Below are 16,464 nucleotides of genomic sequence, written 5' to 3'. Positions count from 1 at the left end.
ACTTTCTTTGGGCGATAGTCTTTTGCTACCATGCGCGCCATCAAGCAACACACAGTCTTCATTAGCCTGAAGCCATGCCAGGAAAACTGGCAAAAAAAAGACCCGGCCAAAGAGCCGGGTCAAAAACCGTGATTAGCCTGATGAGGAGATATTCCAAGAGTCCGACCTAAGGTCTCTTGGTCTATCGACTGATCTCGCGATCAGCTGAGCCCAATAATAATCATTATCATTTGCAAGTCAAATGTTTTTATCCGTGGGATAGAAATATTTTTCTTTCATACCTGCTAAGCGTTTGCCGCCGCTCTTGGCGCTTGCAACGACCGCTCCACCATCGCCTTCGCCATATCGATCAAATACACCACCGAAAACGCCAGGTCGCGCTGGTTGCCCTGATGGCTGCACGCCGACTCGTAGGCGGTTGCCGCTGCACTGCGCAACAGTTCCGAGGCGTGTATCAGGGCCTCCTCCTGGCTGACTTCGGGTTTGATCGCGAACATGGCCCCGTCCGAATCCGGCGTCGACCGATTTTCTTTCAAGTAGTAGTCCAGTGCGCGCTGGGCCGCGCCACTGTTGCACATGTCGTTTACTTCAGTCAGTTCGGGCGTTGGGTGCGTGCGGGTCGTCATAAGCGGCAATACTCCGGTGGGTGTCGAAATCCTTGGGCTTGATGATAGTACGTATCGTATTCCTGTCGTTTTATGGATTACTACAAACTGTTTATTGCCCGCAAAAATGGGCGCCGTATTGTGATGCGCCATGGATAACTGGATAGCGTTGGTCAAGGCCAACATGAAAGACCGCAAGGTCACGCAGGATGAACTGGCGCGGCGCCTGGGCATGTCCCAGGGCGGCGTCGGCCATTGGCTCAATAAACGCCGTGTGCCGAGCCTGGCGGACATGAACCGTGTGCTCGCCGAACTGGGGTTGGGGTATTTGGAGGTGGCGCTGGAGATTCGTGAACGGGCCGCGCAAGTGCCGGAACTGGACCCCCACTACAATCCGTATTTCCGCTACCCGGTCAGCGACTGGAAGCAGGCCTGCGAGCTGCGTGAGGAGCGTGCGCCTTATAGAGCCGAGCGCTACGAATTGACCGATTACCACGCCCGAGGCGAGGCATTCTGGTTGCCGGTGACGGGAGACGCCATGACCGCCCCCACGGGCATGAGCATTGCGGCTGGCATGATGATCCTGGTTGACCCGGCCATCGCACCCGAGCCCGGCAGGCTGGTGGTGGCCCAATGGGCCGGTAACCCCCAGGCCACCTTTCGCCAATTGCAGGAAGAAAGCGGCCAGCACTACCTGGTGCCGCTCAACCCCACTTACCCCAAGGTGCTGCTCAGCGACGGCTGCCGCCTCCTGGGTGTGGTGGTGCAAGCCACGGCGAAGTTCTAGTCGGCCGTTTCCAGCTCCACCAGCGCGCTGCCTTCGGCTACCATTTCACCTTCCTGGCAGAACAGCGCCTTGACTACCCCGGCGTGGGGCGCACGGATGCTGTGTTCCATCTTCATGGCTTCGAGCACTACCAGTTGAGTACCAGCCTCAACGGTTTGGCCCACCTCCACGAGCACCCGCACGATGCTGCCGTTCATGGGGGCGGTGAGGCCGCCCTGATGGGATTGATTGGCCTCGACCGCCGCAATCGGGTCGAACAGGCTGACGGCATGCATCTCGCCGTCCCAACGCAGGTACAGGCTGCCTTCACTGCGCACCGCCAGATGAGCACGGCGCACGCCCTGATGTTCAGTCAGCAACTGTTCGCCGCATAACTGAGACGGTTGCCCGGTCAGTGTCACCAACCGATCCTGCCCATTGCAGCTCAGGTGCAGCGACACCTCGGCAGGCAGGCCCGCGCGAAAGCCCTGGTGACTTGCCCAAGGCCCGTCACCCACCGGCAAGCTCTGCATAAACGCCGAGCCCGCCGCTTGCCAGAACTCATCGCTCAAGGCTCCTGGCGTCGGCAACAGCTCACCCTGATAGCGCGGGATAAACCCGGTATCCAACTCGGCCGCGGCAAACGCAGGGTGCCCGATGATGCGCCGCAAAAAGCCCAGGTTGGTCTTGAGCCCGCCGACCGCAAACTCATCCAGCATGCTTAATAAGCGCAGGCGCGCCTGTTCGCGGTCTTCACCCCAGGCAATCAACTTGCCGAGCATCGGGTCGTAGAAGGGCGACACGCTGTCGCCTTGCTCGACGCCGCTATCCACCCGGCGTCCAGGGCCCGGGCTGGACTCGCGGTACAGCGCCAGGTGCCCGGTGGCCGGCAGAAAGTCATTGGCCGGGTCTTCGGCATACAGCCGCACTTCAATTGCATGACCGTTCAACGCGACCTGCTCTTGCGTGATCGGCAGCGCCTCGCCCTGGGCAACCCGGATCTGCCAGGCCACCAGGTCGAGGCCGGTAATCGCTTCGGTCACCGGATGCTCCACCTGCAGCCGCGTGTTCATCTCCATGAAGAAAAACTCGCCACGGGCATCCAGCAAAAACTCCACCGTACCTGCGCCGACATACCCGATGGCCTGGGCAGCGCGCACGGCCGCTTCGCCCATGGCCCGGCGCTGCTCGACACTCAAGCCGGGTGCCGGGGCTTCTTCCACGACCTTTTGATGACGACGCTGGATCGAGCAGTCGCGTTCATTGAGGTACAAGCAATGACCCTGCTGGTCGGCAAACACTTGGATCTCGACATGCCGCGGCTTGAGCAGGTATTTCTCCACCAGCATCTGCCCGTTGCCGAACGACGACAGCGCCTCACGCTGGGCGGAAGCCAGGGCTTCGGCCAGTTGGCTGACGTCCTCGACCACTTTCATGCCCTTGCCACCGCCACCCGCCGTGGCCTTGAGCAGCACCGGGTAGCCGATACGCTCACAGGCGGCGCGGAAGGTCTCCAGGTCTTGGGCCTCGCCGTGATAACCCGGCACAAGGGGTACGCCAGCCGTTTCCATCAAGGCCTTGGCCGCGGATTTGCTGCCCATGGCGTCGATTGCCGAGGCGGGCGGGCCGAGGAAGATCAAGCCTGCCGCCTCGATGGCCCGGGCGAAGCCGGCGTTTTCCGAGAGGAAGCCGTAGCCGGGGTGAATCGCCTGGGCGCCGCTGGCGTGGGCGGCGGCAATCAGCTTGTCGATTTGCAGGTAACTATCGGTGGCCTTGCTGCCGCCCAGGTCGACGCGGATATCGGCTTCACGGCTATGGCGGGCATCGCGGTCGATGGCGCTGTGCACAGCCACGGTGGTCAACCCCATGGCCTTGGCGGTACGCATGACCCGGCAGGCGATTTCGCCACGGTTGGCCACCAGAGCGGTGTTGAGTGTGCTCATGAACGCGGCTCCTGGGTTTGCCAACTTGGCGCACGTTTTTGCAGAAATGCACGCAAACCTTCCTGGCCCTCGGCGCTCACCCGGATGCGCGCAATGGCGTTTTCGCAATAGCGGCGCAGCGCGGGGGTGAGGGCACCGTTGCCCACTTCGCGCAGCAAATCCTTACTGGCACGCATGGCCGCCGGGCTGTTTTGCAGCAGGTTGGTGACCCACTGGTCCACCTGTTGATCCAGGCTCTCGGCAGGATAACTTTCCGCCAGCAAGCCGATCTCCCGTGCGCGTTGGCCGCCGAACCGCTCGGCTGTGAGTGCATAACGACGGGCAGCGCGTTCGCCGATGGCCTGCACCACGAACGGGCTGATCACCGCCGGCGCCAGGCCGATACGCACTTCCGACAGGCAGAACTGCGCGTCGTCGGCACCGATGGCCATGTCACAGCAACTGATCAGGCCCAGCGCGCCCCCGTAGGCCGCACCTTGCACCACCGCCAGCGTGGGGATTTTCAGTTTGGACAGGTTGTACATCAGCTCTGCCAGTTCCCGGGCGTCGTCCAGGTTGGTGTGGTAGTCCAGCTCGGCCGATTGCTGCATCCAGGCCAGGTCGGCACCGGCGCTGAAGTGCTTGCCACGCCCGCGCAGTACCAGGAAGCGCAGGGACGGGTCGCCTTGTACGCGGTCAAGAGCCAGGATCAATTCGCGGATCATCTCGGCGTTGAACGCGTTGTTCTTGGCTTCGCGGCTGAGCCACAGCGTGGCAAAGCCACGGCGGTCAGTGATCAGTTCGAGGGTGTTGAAGTCGCTCATGCAAGGAGCTCCATGATAATGAGAGGCCTCCTGTAGGAGCGAGCTTGTTGTGGCGAGCAAGCTTGCTTGCGCTGGGGTGCGCAGCGCCCCCAAAAAAGCCGGGACTGCTGCGCAGTCAGCGGGAGCAAGCTCCCTCGCCACAACAGGCGCGCTCCTACAGGTTACATGCGGAACACGCCGAAGCGGCTCGGCTCGATGGGGGCGTTCAGTGCGGCGGACAAGGCCAGGGCCAGCACGTCACGGGTCTGCAGCGGGTCGATCACGCCGTCATCCCACAAGCGCGCGCTGGAGTAGTAGGGATGGCCCTGGGTTTCATACTGGTCGAGGATCGGCTGCTTGATCGCGGCTTCCTCCTCGGCACTGAAACCGTTGCCGGCGCGCTCAGCCTGTTCGCGCTTGACCTGCGCCAACACCCCGGCGGCCTGTTCGGCCCCCATCACGCCAATGCGTGCGTTGGGCCACATCCACAAAAAGCGCGGGTCGTAGGCGCGGCCACACATCCCATAGTTACCCGCACCAAAGCTGCCACCGATGATCACGGTGAATTTCGGCACCTTGGCGCACGCCACGGCGGTGACCAGCTTGGCGCCGTGCTTGGCAATGCCGCCGGCTTCGTACTTCTGGCCGACCATGAAGCCGGTGATGTTTTGCAGGAACAGCAGCGGAATCCCGCGCTGGCAGGCCAGTTCGATAAAGTGCGCGCCTTTTTGCGCGGCTTCGGCGAAGAGGATGCCGTTGTTGGCCAGGATCGCTATCGGGTAGCCATGCAAGTGCGCAAAGCCGCACACCAGGGTCGTGCCGAACAGGGCCTTGAACTCATCGAACACCGAGCCGTCCACCAGCCGTGCGATGACTTCGCGCACATCAAAGGGTTGCTTGGCATCCGCCGGGATCACGCCGTACAACTCTTCGCTGCTGTACAGCGGCGCCACCGGCGAGCGTTGCAGCAGCTCACCCTGCTTGCGCCAATTGAGGTTGGCCACGCTGCGCCGCGCCAGCGCCAGGGCGTGCTCATCGCTGTCGGCATAGTGGTCGGCCACGCCCGAGACCTTGCAGTGCACATCGGCGCCACCCAGCTCTTCGGCGCTCACCACTTCACCGGTGGCGGCCTTCACCAGCGGCGGGCCGGCAAGGAAGATGGTGGCTTGCTGGCGCACCATGATCGCTTCGTCGGCCATGGCCGGCACGTAGGCGCCGCCGGCGGTGCACGAGCCCATCACCACGGCAATCTGAGGAATGCCCTGGGCGCTCATATTGGCCTGGTTGAAGAAGATCCGCCCGAAATGCTCACGGTCGGGGAACACCTCGTCCTGGCGCGGCAGGTTGGCGCCGCCGGAGTCCACCAGGTAGATACACGGCAGGCGGTTTTGCTCGGCGATGGTCTGGGCGCGCAGGTGTTTTTTAACGGTCAGCGGGTAATAGGAGCCGCCTTTGACCGTGGCATCGTTGGCCACAATCATGCATTCGACGCCTTCCACCCGGCCGATGCCGGCAATCACCCCGGCAGCCGGGACGTCTTCGCCATACACCTGGTGGGCGGCCAGTTGGCTCAGCTCGAGAAACGGCGAACCCGGATCGAGCAGACGGTTGATACGCTCGCGGGGCAACAGCTTGCCGCGTGACGTGTGGCGTTCCTGGGCCTTGGCGCCGCCACCTTGATGGACGTGGGCGAGCAGGCTGTGCAGGGCGTCGACCTGTTCAAGCATCGCCGCGCGGTTGGCGGCGAATTCCGCCGAGCGCGGGTTGAGCTGGGTGTGCAAGGTGGCCATGGGCGTGCTCCTTCAGCGGGTTTCGTTGAACAGTTCGCGACCGATCAACATCCGCCGAATCTCACTGGTGCCCGCACCAATTTCGTAGAGCTTGGCGTCACGCAGCAGGCGCCCGGCGGGGAATTCATTGATATAGCCGTTGCCGCCCAGAATCTGGATTGCATCCAGGGCCATTTGCGTGGCGCGCTCGGCGCTGTAGAGGATCACGCCCGCAGCGTCCTTGCGCGTGGTCTCGCCGCGTTCACACGCCTGGGCCACCGCGTATAGGTAAGCGCGGCTGGCGTTGAGCTGGGTGTACATATCGGCGACCTTGCCCTGGATCAACTGGAATTCGCCGATGCTCTGGCCGAACTGCTTGCGGTCGTGGATGTAGGGCACGATCAAGTCCATGCATGCCTGCATGATCCCGGTAGGGCCACCGGAAAGCACCACGCGCTCGTAGTCCAGGCCGCTCATCAACACTTTCACGCCGCCATTGAGCACGCCGAGGATGTTTTCTTCGGGCACCTCGACGTCGTCGAAAAACAGCTCGCAGGTGTTGGAGCCGCGCATGCCCAGTTTGTCGAATTTGTTGCTGCGGCTGAAGCCTTTCCAGTCGCGCTCGACGATGAAAGCGGTGATGCCGTGGGGGCCTTTTTCCAGGTCGGTCTTGGCGTAGATCACATAGGTGTTGGCGTCCGGGCCGTTGGTGATCCAGGTCTTGCTGCCATTGAGTACGTAATGGTCGTCGCGCTTGTCGGCGCGCAGTTTCATCGACACTACGTCGGAACCGGCATTCGGCTCGCTCATGGCCAGGGCGCCGATGTGCTCGCCGCTGATCAGCTTGGGCAGGTACTTGAGTTTTTGTGCGTGGTTGCCGTTGCGGTTGATCTGGTTGACGCACAGGTTGGAGTGCGCCCCGTAGGACAACGCCACCGAGGCCGAGCCACGGCTGATTTCTTCCATGCTCACCACATGGGCCAGGTAACCGAGGCCGGCACCGCCGTATTCCTCGGGCACGGTGATGCCCAGCAGGCCCATGTCGCCGAACTTGCGCCACAGGTCGGCGGGGAACAGGTTGTCGAGGTCGATCTGGGCCGCGCGCGGTGCGATCTCCTTGGCCACGAAGGACTGCACCTGGTCGCGCAGCATGTCGATGGTCTCGCCGAGGGCGAAGTTCAGGGACGGGTAACTCATGGACAGGCACCTTAATGTGAGCTTTGTTGTTGTGTGGGCAGGGCGCGAGAGGAGGGCGCTCACCTTTACGTTAACGTAAGCTTGCGTTGCGGCGCTGTCAATCGTAGTTTACGTATACGTCAACCTACAAAAAAGATAACAGGGGTCGTTATGGATCAACCGAACCAGAGTTACAGCCGTGGCTCCCAGGACAAGGCCTTGCTGGCCATGACCATTGGCCAGGCATTCGATCACACCGTTGCGCAGTATCCAGACAGCGAAGCCTTGGTGGTGCGCCACCAGCAGCGGCGCTACACCTGGCGGCAGCTGGCCGAGACAGTTGAGCTGCACGCCCGCGCATTCATCGCCCTGGGCATGCAAACCGGCGACCGCCTGGGGATCTGGGCGCCTAACTGTGCCGAGTGGCTGATCTGCCAGGTGGCGAGCGCCAAGCTCGGGGTGATCCTGGTCAATATCAACCCGGCCTATCGCAGCAGTGAATTGGACTACGTGCTCAAACAATCCGGCTGCCAATGGCTGGTATGCGCCGGTTCGTTCAAAAGCTCCGATTACCACGCCATGCTCCAGGCATTGAAACCCGAGCTGCGCGGCCTCATCAGCCTGGACCCCAGCCCGCCGCCGGAATTCATGCCCTGGTCGCAGTTGGCGGCGCTTGGCGCAGGCGTGCCGCCCGAGCAACTGCAAAGCCGTCAGGCCAGCCTGCATTTCGATCAACCTGTGAATATCCAGTACACCTCCGGCACCACCGGCTTCCCCAAGGGCGCCACCCTCAGTCACCACAACATCCTCAATAACGGTTACATGGTCGGTGAAAGCCTGGGCCTGACGGCAGGGGGCCGCCTGGTGATCCCAGTGCCGCTGTACCACTGCTTCGGCATGGTCATGGGCAACCTCGGTTGTATCACTCACGGCACCACCATGATCTACCCCAATGACGGCTTCGACCCGTTGCTGACGCTGAGCGCCGTCGCCGAAGAACAAGCCACCGGCTTATATGGCGTGCCGACCATGTTTATCGCGCTGCTCGATCACCCACGCCGGGCCGAGTTCGAGGTGTCCAGCCTGCGCACCGGGATCATGGCCGGGGCGACATGCCCGATCGAGGTGATGCGTCGGGTCATCCATGAGCTGCACATGGCAGAGGTGCAGATTGCCTATGGCATGACTGAAACCAGCCCGGTGTCGCTGCAGACCGGCGCAGATGACGATATCGAACGGCGTGTTACCACGGTGGGCCGCACCCAACCGCAACTGGAAACCAAGATTGTCGACGAGGCCGGTAACACCGTGGCCCGGGGCGTGATCGGTGAACTGTGTACACGCGGCTACAGCGTGATGCTCGGTTACTGGAACAACCCCGACGGCACTCGCGAGTCCATCGATGAGGCCGGCTGGATGCACACCGGCGACCTGGCGACCATGGATGAGCAGGGTTACGTGTGCATCGCCGGGCGTAACAAGGACATGATCATTCGCGGTGGCGAGAACGTTTACCCGCGGGAGCTGGAAGAGTTTTTCTTTACTCATCCGGCCGTGGCGGACGTGCAGATCGTTGGCATCCCGGATGAACGTTATGGCGAAGAGATTGTTGCCTGGATCAAGTTTCATCCCGGTCAAGTGGCCAACGAGCTGGAGTTGTTGAGCTGGTGCAAGGACCGCATCGCCCATTTCAAGACGCCCAGGCATTTCAAATTCGTGGATGAGTTTCCGATGACAGTCACGGGCAAGATCCAGAAGTTTCGCATGCGCGAGATTTCCATCCAGGAGCTGCAAGCGCGCTGACAACGTCAACCCCCTGTGGGAGCTGGCTTGCCTGCGATGGCGGCCTGACTGCCGGCCCACATCTACCTGATACCCCGCGAACCTGCTGTGCCACCAAAATAGTGAAACCCAGAAAGCACAAAGGGGACCCGAAGGTCCCCTTTAATTTGTCGTTGCGTGCTCTTTTCTTATTATTGAGGGGCGGCCTGTTGTTGTTTTTGGTAGCCGTGGCCCGTACCGCTTTTTTGGCGACCCCCATCCGGGGTCAAGAGCAAACGTATTTTTTTGAACGCTGACCTGCTTCTTCGTAAACGATCCAACCAGTGGGTAGCTACCTGAGGTAGTTTTATTTTTCTCTATCCGGTTGCGGGTTGCGGCATGCCGTACCCTGGGAAGCACATCTTCTCCAAAAAAATCTGTTAGCTGCGTCTCTGCCGTGTTGTTTTTGTTATGTCAGAGTCGTTTCGTCTTATTTTTATTAGGTTTGGCGCTTTTTATTCTTGTTATGCCATAGAGATAGCAGAAGGCGTGCCAACTTTTTAAAAGCCTTTAAAATCAACAAGTTGGTTTTTTGTCAGTATTTTCTTTCAGTTTGCACGGCGGATTTTGTTCCCGCGTTACCCGTTATGCCGGTGTGCGGTAACACATTGTCACAGCTGTGCTACTCACCTGCGTTACGCACCTTCGCCACGCGGGAACCCGTAGGCCGTCCCAGCACCTGGCTGATCTGCTGGCCGGCGCCAATCAAGCGTTCCAGGTCGATACCCGTGTCGATACCCAGGCCGTTGAGCAGGTACAGCACGTCCTCGGTAGCGACGTTACCGCTGGCGCCCTTGGCGTAGGGGCAGCCGCCCAGGCCTGCGATAGAGCTGTCGAACACCGTGATGCCCTCCAGCAGGCTGGCATAGATGTTGGCGATGGCCTGCCCGTAGGTGTCGTGGAAGTGCCCGGCCAGCTTGTCCCGTGGCACTTGCGCGCCGACCACTTCGAACAGGCGCCGGGTAGCGCCCGCCGTGCCGGTACCGATGGTGTCGCCCAAGGACACTTCATAGCAGCCCATGGCATACAGCTCGCGGGCGACGGCCGCCACTTGCTCCGGGGCGATATCGCCTTCATAGGGGCAACCCAGTACACAGGACACATAGCCGCGCACGCTGACGCCGTGCTGCTTGGCGGCGGCCATGATCGGTGCGAAGCGCTCCAGGCTCTCGCTGATGGAACAATTGATATTGCGTTGGGAGAACGCCTCGGACGCCGCCGCGAACACCGCGACTTCCTTGACCCCGGCCGCCAGCGCATCCTCGAACCCGCGCAGGTTCGGTGCCAGTGCGCCATAGGTCACGCCGGGCTTGCGCTGGATCTGCGCAAACACTTCGGCTGAACCTGCCATTTGCGGCACCCATTTGGGCGAGACAAAACTACCGACTTCGATATAGCTCAAGCCAGCGGCGCTCAAGGCGTCTACCAATCGGACTTTATCCGCCACGCTGATGGGCTGGGCTTCGTTCTGCAAACCGTCGCGCGGGCCGACTTCAACCAGGCGTACGTGGGAGGGGAGGGACATGGCAGTTACCTTCTGGTCAATGGCCGGCTTGGCTGATGGTCTGCGCCAGGGCCTGGGTGCAACGCTCTTCAGCGGTGTCCAGTTCCAGCTTCATCTGTTCGATATCCAGCAGTTGCTGTTCCAACTGTTCACGGCGTTCGGCGATCTTGGCCAGCATGCTGTTGAGTTGGATCTGGTTGCCGCCGGTGGGGTCGTAGAGTTCGATCAGTTCGCGGCATTCGGCCAGGGAGAAGCCGATGCGCTTGCCACGCAGGATCAGCTTGAGGCTGACCTTGTCCCGCGCCGAGTAAATGCGCTCCTGGCCTCGACGTTCGGGGGCCAGCAGGCCTTGTTCTTCATAGAAACGAATGGCGCGGGTGGTGATGTCGAGCTCGCGGGCGAGGTCGGAGATGCTGTAGGTGGTGCTCATGGCGGTGCTCAAGGAAGTCTTGGCGCTAAGCTAATTGCAGGTTGACGTAAACGTCAAGGCTGCTGGGCTTTCTTTTCCTGGGCCGTCACCTGCTGGCACAACTCGATCATCTGTTCACGCATCCAGCGGTTCGCCGGGTCCTGGTCGGTGCTTTCGTGCCAGTACAAATGGGTTTCCAGCGGCGGCACGCTGTTGACTGGCAGTTGGAACCAGTGCAGTTCATGACGACGGGCGAAACGCTCGGGCACGGTCATCACCATGTCGGTCTGTTGCAACACCTGATAGGCCATCAGGTAGTGCTGGGAACGCAGGGCGATCTTGCGTTGAATGCCCATCTTGCCCAAGGCCAGGTCCACATAGCCCAAACCGTTGCGGCGGCTGGAGATATGGATATGGGTCAGCGACAGGTAATCATCCAGGGTGAATTTATCCTTGCCCGCCATCGGGTGGCCCTTGCGCATGGCGCACACGTAGCGGTCTTCCATCAGCTTGACGTGACGCACCTGCGGGTCGGTATTGAGCGGCGCATCCACGGCAAAATCCAGGCGCCCGGCGGCCAGTTCCTTGGTGGTTTCGCGACGTTTGGACAGGAAACTCTCGATCATCACGGTAGGCGCCAGGCGACGCAGGCGCTGGAACAGCAGCGGCAGGATCACGGCCTCGGTCAGGTCGGTCATGCTGATACGGTAGGTCTTGGCCGCCTGCTGCGGGTTGAAGATGCGGCTTTCCTGCACGGACACGCGCAGCAACGACAACGCATTGCGCACCGGGCCGATGATGTTTTGCGCCATGGGCGTGGGCACCATGCCTTGGGCGGTACGCACGAACAGCGGGTCGTTGAAGGTCTCGCGCAACCGCGCCAGGGCGTTGGACACCGCCGGCTGGGTGATACCCACGATCTGGCCGGCGCGGGTCAGGTTGGCTTCGGTGTAAATCGCGTCGAAGACAATAAAGAGGTTGAGGTCGACCTTGCTCAGATTCATTTCGTTGCGCTCTTATTGTGAGGTGCTCATACACCGATCATATATCGGTGATGAATGTTAATACACGGCGAGAATAGGCTAGGTAAATTATCAGCGCTGTTCTAGCATCGAATGCATGACCTAAACAACCTCTCAAAGAAGGGAGCTGCTCATGGATTTCGCCTATTCGCCCAAGGTTCAGGAACTGCGTGAACGCGTCACTGCGTTCATGGACGCTTATGTCTACCCGGCCGAACCGGTGTTCGAACGCCAAGTCAGCGAAGGTGATCGCTGGCAGCCCACGGCGATCATGGAAGAACTCAAGGCCAAGGCGAAGGCCGAGGGCTTGTGGAACCTGTTTCTGCCGGAATCCGAACTGGGCGCTGGCCTGACCAACCTTGAATACGCACCCTTGGCGGAAATCATGGGCCGCTCGTTGCTCGGCCCGGAGCCATTCAACTGCTCCGCTCCCGACACCGGCAATATGGAAGTGCTGGTGCGCTACGCCAACGAAGAACAGAAACAGCGCTGGCTCGAACCCTTGCTGCGCGGCGAGATTCGCTCGGCTTTTGCCATGACCGAACCGGATGTGGCTTCCTCGGACGCCACCAACATGGCCGCCCGCGCCGAACGCCAGGGCGACGAGTGGGTGATCAACGGCAAGAAGTGGTGGACCTCCGGCGCCTGCGACCCGCGCTGCAAGATCCTGATCTTCATGGGCCTGAGCAACCCCGATGCACCGCGTCACCAGCAGCACTCGATGATCCTGGTGCCGGTCGATACCCCAGGCGTGAAAATCCTGCGGCCGCTGCCGGTATTCGGCTACGACGATGCGCCCCACGGCCATGCCGAAGTGCTGTTCGACAATGTGCGTGTGCCTTATGAAAACGTGTTGCTGGGCGAAGGCCGTGGCTTCGAGATCGCCCAGGGCCGCCTTGGCCCTGGCCGCATTCACCACTGCATGCGTTCGGTCGGCATGGCCGAACGCGCATTGGAGTTGATGTGCAAACGCTCGGTCAGCCGCACTGCCTTCGGCAAGCCTTTGGCGCGGTTGGGCGGCAATATCGACAAGATCGCCGACTCACGCATGGAAATTGACATGGCCCGCCTGCTGACCTTGAAAGCGGCGTACATGATGGACACCGTGGGTAACAAAGTGGCGAAAAGCGAAATCGCCCAGATCAAGGTGGTGGCGCCGAATGTGGCCTTGAAGGTCATCGACCGCGCGATCCAGATGCACGGCGGCGCCGGGGTGTCCAATGATTTTCCGCTGGCCTATATGTACGCCATGCAACGCACCCTGCGCCTGGCCGACGGCCCGGACGAAGTGCACCGTGCGGCGATTGGCAAGTTCGAGATTGGCAAATATGTGCCTCGGGAATTGATGCGCGGCGGGCAGTAACACTGATGATGATCGTTCCCACGCTCTGCGTGGGAACGCCTCCCGTGACGCTCTGCGTCACCCTCTCAAGAGCGGACGCGGAGCGTCCAGAGCGGCATTCCCACGCGGAGCGTGGGAACGATCTTCAACGATCTTCAGTACACCCAAACCTCCACTCGCCGATTCTTGATCCGGCCTTCATCCGCAGTATTGGCCGCCACCGGCATCTGCGCGCCAAACCCGCGAATATCCTTGAGCACCACGCCGCTCTTGACCAGCTCTCGGCGCACTGCCATCGCCCGCAACTTCGATAGCAGCGCCGCACGTTGCGGATCATTCTTGGTGTCGCCAAACCCCACCAGCGTCACCTGCTTATTCAGCTTGCCGTGGCTTCTGATATAGGCGACCACCCGCTGCACATCCTGGCGCGCCTTATTGTCGAGGCTGGCGCTGCCCTCGTCGAAACGAAAATTCACCGTCAGGCGCTGAGCGTCTCGGGCGATGGCCTGGTAATCGTCGGGCATCGGCGGGCGCGGCGCCACACCGATCGCTTGCACCTGCTGGGCGATGAAGCCATTGGCAGCCACAATCGCCTGGCCCTTGCTGCCTTGGGAAAACTCCACCAACGCCTTGGCCCATGGGTTGCGGGAAGAGGGCGGCAAGTAGAAGAACAGCCGACGTGACAGCGGGTAATCCTCGGTGGCGATCAGGCTGGTCAGCGGCAACATCGGTTGCGAGTCGCCGTCGACAATCGCCACCGCCTTGGCCTGGCGCACAGAGGGCAGGCCGATAAAACCGATGCCCTGGGGGTCCTGGCTCACCGCATCGGAAAGCTGTTCGCTGGATTCAAAGCGCTTGGCCAACGGCGCGAGCGGTTGGCCGCGGCGGCTCAGCACCAGTTCCCGGAAGGTGTCGAAGGTGCCGGATTGATCATCCCGGGCATATAAATGAATGGTCCCGCCTGTACCTCCCAGTGCCTCCCAGGTGCTGACCTCGCCGTTGAAGATTTGCGCCAATTGCTCGGTGTTGAGGCTATTGAGCGGGTTGCGCGGGTTGACGATGATTGCCAGGCCATCAATGGCGATCACATGCTCGGCGCCTGGGGTTTTCAAGTCCCCCAGGGGGTCGAGGTCCACCAGCTCGCTGTCTTTGATCGGGCGGGACGCGGCGGCGAGGTCGGCGCGATTGTTTTTCAGCGCCGCAAAGCCGGTGCTGGAACCGTGGGCCGCCACCTCGATGGTGACCGTCTGGCCTTGGCGTGTCTTGCCGACCACGCGCTGCTCATTCCCCCCGGCACCCGGTTCAGCACGCACATCCTGCAAGCCCTGATACTCCATCAAGCCTTTGACCAGCGCCGGGCCGAGTGCCGCGCCGATGGTGTTGGAGCCCTGGATGCGCAGGGCCGGGCCTTGGTCGGGAATGGACAGAGGGGCCGCCACGGCGGGGAATGCGATTGCAAAACACAGGAACAGAACGCGCAGCATCATGCCGGCACCTTCTTAGGCCAAAGGGAGTGCCGGAAGATTAAGTCAGTCGGATTGCAGCCATATGACCGACACGGGGCTGGCACCCCTGATCTCCTGTAGGAGCGAGCTTGCTCGCGAAAAACGTCAACGATAACGCGGGCTTCCTGAATAAACGCGGCGCCCTCAAGTTCTTCGCGAGCAAGCTCGCTCCTACAATCAGCTCAGTTCCAACCAGATCGGCGCATGGTCCGACGGTTTCTCCAGCCCACGCAAATCATAATCCACCCCCGCGTCCTTGACCCGAGGCACCAACCCGGTGGACGCCAAGATCACGTCGATGCGCAGCCCGCGCTTGGGCTCGTCCTCAAAGCCACGGCTGCGGTAATCGAACCAGCTGAAGCGGTCGGTCACGTCCGGGTTGAGGTGGCGGAAGCTGTCCACCAGGCCCCAGTTCTTCAAGCGTGCCATCCACTCGCGTTCTTCCGGCAGGAAGCTGCACTTGCCGGTTTTCAGCCAGCGCTTGGCGTTGTCGGCGCCGATGCCGATGTCGCAGTCCTCTGGGGAAATGTTCACGTCGCCCATCACCACCAGCGCCTGGTCATTGCTGAACTGGCTTTCCAGCAATTGCTGCAAGTCTTCATAGAAGCGCTGCTTGGCCGGGAACTTGGTTGGGTGGTCGCGGCTTTCGCCCTGGGGGAAGTAGCCGTTCATGATGGTCACTGGGTGGCCGTTTTCGTCGGCGAAGGTGCCCCAGATAAACCGGCGCTGGGCGTCTTCTTCATCGCTGGCAAAGCCTTTGTGCAAGCTCAACGCTTCTTTGCGCGAAAGCAGGGCCACGCCGTAGTGGCCTTTCTGCCCGTGGTAGTACACGTGATAACCCAGGGCCTGCACTTCGGCCAACGGGAACTGATCATCGTGGACCTTGGTTTCCTGCAAACCGATCACGTCCGGTTGATGCTTTTCAATCAGCGCCGCCAACTGATGAGGGCGAGCACGCAGCCCGTTGATATTGAAGGAGACGATTTTCATGGTCGGCAGTCCAGTCTGGCAAAAGGGCGATGCTAGCCGACAAGTCGGATGGGGGCCAGCGTGGCGGCAGGATGAATGCGCTGCTAATGTCTGGGAACGACTGGAGCTGTGCAGGTTCGTACCCATAAGAACGCCATGTTTGAGTGGCGCCCAGGGAGATTGACTGTTATGCCAGACACTTCGACGGCCACTGCCGAAATCCGCCTGCTCAATAGCGGCTACTCCCGTGAAGCGCGATCCCTGCTGTACCAGGCGTATCGCCATGAGCCGACCTTTGCCTACATCTTCGAAGCCGAGCGGGCGGGCTATGAACAGCGAGTACGTGCCACTGTGCGCGAACTGGTCAAGCAGCATTTTTTCCAGAAACTCCCGGCCATCGGCCTGTTCGTCAACGACCGGCTGATCGGCATTGCCCTGATTGCACCGCCCCAGCGGCGCCTGGGCATCACCGAAAGCTGGGCCTGGCAAATCCGCATGTGGCTGAGCACCGGCGTGCGCGGTACGCGGCGTTACCTGGAATACCATCATGCCGTCATGGCGTGCCTGCCCAACACGTCTGTGCATGTGCTGCCGTTGCTGGGTATTCACCCGCAGTTCCAGGGCAAGCACCATGGTGAGCAGTTGCTGGAAGCGGTACACAATTGGTGTGCGGACGACCCGCATTCATCCGGCGTGGTGCTCGACACCGGTAACTCCCGTTATCTGGATTTCTACAAGCGCCAGGGCTATGAGGAAATCGGCGAAGTCGCCGTAGGGCCGGTGCGCGAGCATGTGTTTTTCCATCCCAATCCCCAGGCGTTACATCCTGCAACGGCTTGAGACAGAATTAT

Annotated in this window: 14 protein-coding genes; 4 read left to right on the top strand and 10 right to left on the bottom strand. The window is 61.2% G+C overall.

Going from position 1 to position 16,464, the window contains the following annotated elements:
* Positions 1-284: 284 nt before the first annotated feature.
* Positions 285-578 (bottom strand): DUF6124 family protein, encoded by a 294-nt coding sequence (locus OC445_RS16300; protein ID WP_198790614.1) that lies wholly within the window; start codon positions 576-578, stop codon positions 285-287.
* Positions 579-756: 178 nt separating this feature from the next.
* Between OC445_RS16300 and OC445_RS16295 the strand changes: the two genes are divergently transcribed.
* Entirely contained in the window at positions 757-1,392 is a 636-nt protein-coding gene (locus OC445_RS16295; protein ID WP_089042228.1) for a LexA family protein, read from the top strand.
* Here the strand turns inward: OC445_RS16295 and OC445_RS16290 are convergent.
* The 4 genes from OC445_RS16290 to OC445_RS16275 form a co-directional block, all read right to left on the bottom strand.
* Entirely contained in the window at positions 1,389-3,314 is a 1,926-nt protein-coding gene (locus OC445_RS16290) for an acetyl/propionyl/methylcrotonyl-CoA carboxylase subunit alpha (RefSeq protein WP_262020217.1), read from the bottom strand. The genes OC445_RS16295 and OC445_RS16290 overlap by 4 nt on opposite strands.
* Positions 3,311-4,117 carry a gamma-carboxygeranoyl-CoA hydratase gene (locus tag OC445_RS16285; RefSeq protein WP_034127920.1) on the bottom strand — a complete coding sequence of 269 codons (807 nt, stop codon included), beginning with the start codon at positions 4,115-4,117 and terminating at the stop codon, positions 3,311-3,313. Before OC445_RS16285 ends, OC445_RS16290 begins: the two co-directional genes overlap by 4 nt.
* 161 nt (positions 4,118-4,278) lie before the next feature.
* Positions 4,279-5,886 carry a carboxyl transferase domain-containing protein gene (locus OC445_RS16280; protein WP_198790543.1) on the bottom strand — a complete coding sequence of 536 codons (1,608 nt, stop codon included), beginning with the start codon at positions 5,884-5,886 and terminating at the stop codon, positions 4,279-4,281.
* Between the two features lie 12 nt (positions 5,887-5,898).
* On the bottom strand, positions 5,899-7,062 hold the full coding sequence (locus OC445_RS16275) for an isovaleryl-CoA dehydrogenase (protein WP_181124793.1): 1,164 nt from the start codon (positions 7,060-7,062) through the stop codon (positions 5,899-5,901).
* 150 nt (positions 7,063-7,212) lie between these two features.
* Between OC445_RS16275 and OC445_RS16270 the strand changes: the two genes are divergently transcribed.
* Positions 7,213-8,844, top strand: coding sequence for an AMP-binding protein (locus OC445_RS16270; RefSeq protein WP_262020216.1), 1,632 nt, complete (start codon positions 7,213-7,215; stop codon positions 8,842-8,844).
* A 640-nt stretch (positions 8,845-9,484) separates the two neighbouring features.
* Here the strand turns inward: OC445_RS16270 and OC445_RS16265 are convergent.
* Genes OC445_RS16265 through OC445_RS16255 form a run of 3 tightly spaced genes read right to left on the bottom strand, consistent with a single transcriptional unit; the run spans position 9,485 to position 11,779 of the window.
* The gene (locus tag OC445_RS16265; protein WP_034127916.1) at positions 9,485-10,387 is read right to left on the bottom strand and encodes a hydroxymethylglutaryl-CoA lyase; all 903 of its coding nucleotides are present in this window, start codon (positions 10,385-10,387) and stop codon (positions 9,485-9,487) included.
* 16 nt (positions 10,388-10,403) lie between these two features.
* Positions 10,404-10,796, bottom strand: a complete 393-nt coding sequence (locus tag OC445_RS16260; protein ID WP_003192195.1) for a MerR family transcriptional regulator — start codon at positions 10,794-10,796, stop codon at positions 10,404-10,406.
* A 53-nt stretch (positions 10,797-10,849) separates the two neighbouring features.
* The gene (locus tag OC445_RS16255; RefSeq protein ID WP_034127915.1) at positions 10,850-11,779 is read right to left on the bottom strand and encodes a LysR family transcriptional regulator; all 930 of its coding nucleotides are present in this window, start codon (positions 11,777-11,779) and stop codon (positions 10,850-10,852) included.
* Between the two features lie 151 nt (positions 11,780-11,930).
* On the opposite strand from OC445_RS16255, the gene OC445_RS16250 reads away from it, so the two are divergent.
* Positions 11,931-13,160, top strand: coding sequence for an acyl-CoA dehydrogenase (locus tag OC445_RS16250; RefSeq protein WP_034127914.1), 1,230 nt, complete (start codon positions 11,931-11,933; stop codon positions 13,158-13,160).
* Between the two features lie 134 nt (positions 13,161-13,294).
* Here the strand turns inward: OC445_RS16250 and OC445_RS16245 are convergent, their stop codons facing one another.
* Entirely contained in the window at positions 13,295-14,626 is a 1,332-nt protein-coding gene (locus OC445_RS16245) for a substrate-binding domain-containing protein (protein ID WP_054917327.1), read from the bottom strand.
* 195 nt (positions 14,627-14,821) lie between these two features.
* Positions 14,822-15,634, bottom strand: a complete 813-nt coding sequence (gene xthA / locus OC445_RS16235; protein ID WP_198790541.1) for an exodeoxyribonuclease III — start codon at positions 15,632-15,634, stop codon at positions 14,822-14,824.
* Positions 15,635-15,802: 168 nt separating this feature from the next.
* Here xthA and OC445_RS16230 point away from each other — a divergent pair, with 168 nt between their 5' ends.
* Positions 15,803-16,453, top strand: a complete 651-nt coding sequence (locus OC445_RS16230; RefSeq protein ID WP_034127911.1) for a GNAT family N-acetyltransferase — start codon at positions 15,803-15,805, stop codon at positions 16,451-16,453.
* Positions 16,454-16,464: the final 11 nt, after the last annotated feature.

Source organism: Pseudomonas sp. Pse35 (assembly GCF_024519715.1).
Classification (GTDB): Bacteria; Pseudomonadota; Gammaproteobacteria; order Pseudomonadales; family Pseudomonadaceae; genus Aquipseudomonas; species Aquipseudomonas paracarnis.
Note: the sequence above shows the minus strand (reverse complement) of the source record. Positions and strands in the feature narration are given on the sequence as shown.

Excerpts from the sequence above, each read along its gene's own strand:
- OC445_RS16295 (WP_089042228.1), top strand. The coding sequence starts at position 757 with ATGGATAACTGGATAGCGTTGGTCAAGGCCAACATGAAAGACCGCAAG.
- OC445_RS16245 (WP_054917327.1), bottom strand. The coding sequence starts at position 14,626 with ATGATGCTGCGCGTTCTGTTCCTGTGTTTTGCAATCGCATTCCCCGCC.
- OC445_RS16255 (WP_034127915.1), bottom strand. The coding sequence starts at position 11,779 with ATGAATCTGAGCAAGGTCGACCTCAACCTCTTTATTGTCTTCGACGCG.
- xthA (WP_198790541.1), bottom strand. The coding sequence starts at position 15,634 with ATGAAAATCGTCTCCTTCAATATCAACGGGCTGCGTGCTCGCCCTCAT.
- OC445_RS16275 (WP_181124793.1), bottom strand. The coding sequence starts at position 7,062 with ATGAGTTACCCGTCCCTGAACTTCGCCCTCGGCGAGACCATCGACATG.
- OC445_RS16300 (WP_198790614.1), bottom strand. The coding sequence starts at position 578 with ATGTGCAACAGTGGCGCGGCCCAGCGCGCACTGGACTACTACTTGAAA.
- OC445_RS16230 (WP_034127911.1), top strand. The coding sequence starts at position 15,803 with ATGCCAGACACTTCGACGGCCACTGCCGAAATCCGCCTGCTCAATAGC.
- OC445_RS16290 (WP_262020217.1), bottom strand. The coding sequence starts at position 3,314 with ATGAGCACACTCAACACCGCTCTGGTGGCCAACCGTGGCGAAATCGCC.
- OC445_RS16260 (WP_003192195.1), bottom strand. The coding sequence starts at position 10,796 with ATGAGCACCACCTACAGCATCTCCGACCTCGCCCGCGAGCTCGACATC.
- OC445_RS16250 (WP_034127914.1), top strand. The coding sequence starts at position 11,931 with ATGGATTTCGCCTATTCGCCCAAGGTTCAGGAACTGCGTGAACGCGTC.
- OC445_RS16285 (WP_034127920.1), bottom strand. The coding sequence starts at position 4,117 with ATGAGCGACTTCAACACCCTCGAACTGATCACTGACCGCCGTGGCTTT.
- OC445_RS16265 (WP_034127916.1), bottom strand. The coding sequence starts at position 10,387 with ATGTCCCTCCCCTCCCACGTACGCCTGGTTGAAGTCGGCCCGCGCGAC.
- OC445_RS16270 (WP_262020216.1), top strand. The coding sequence starts at position 7,213 with ATGGATCAACCGAACCAGAGTTACAGCCGTGGCTCCCAGGACAAGGCC.
- OC445_RS16280 (WP_198790543.1), bottom strand. The coding sequence starts at position 5,886 with ATGGCCACCTTGCACACCCAGCTCAACCCGCGCTCGGCGGAATTCGCC.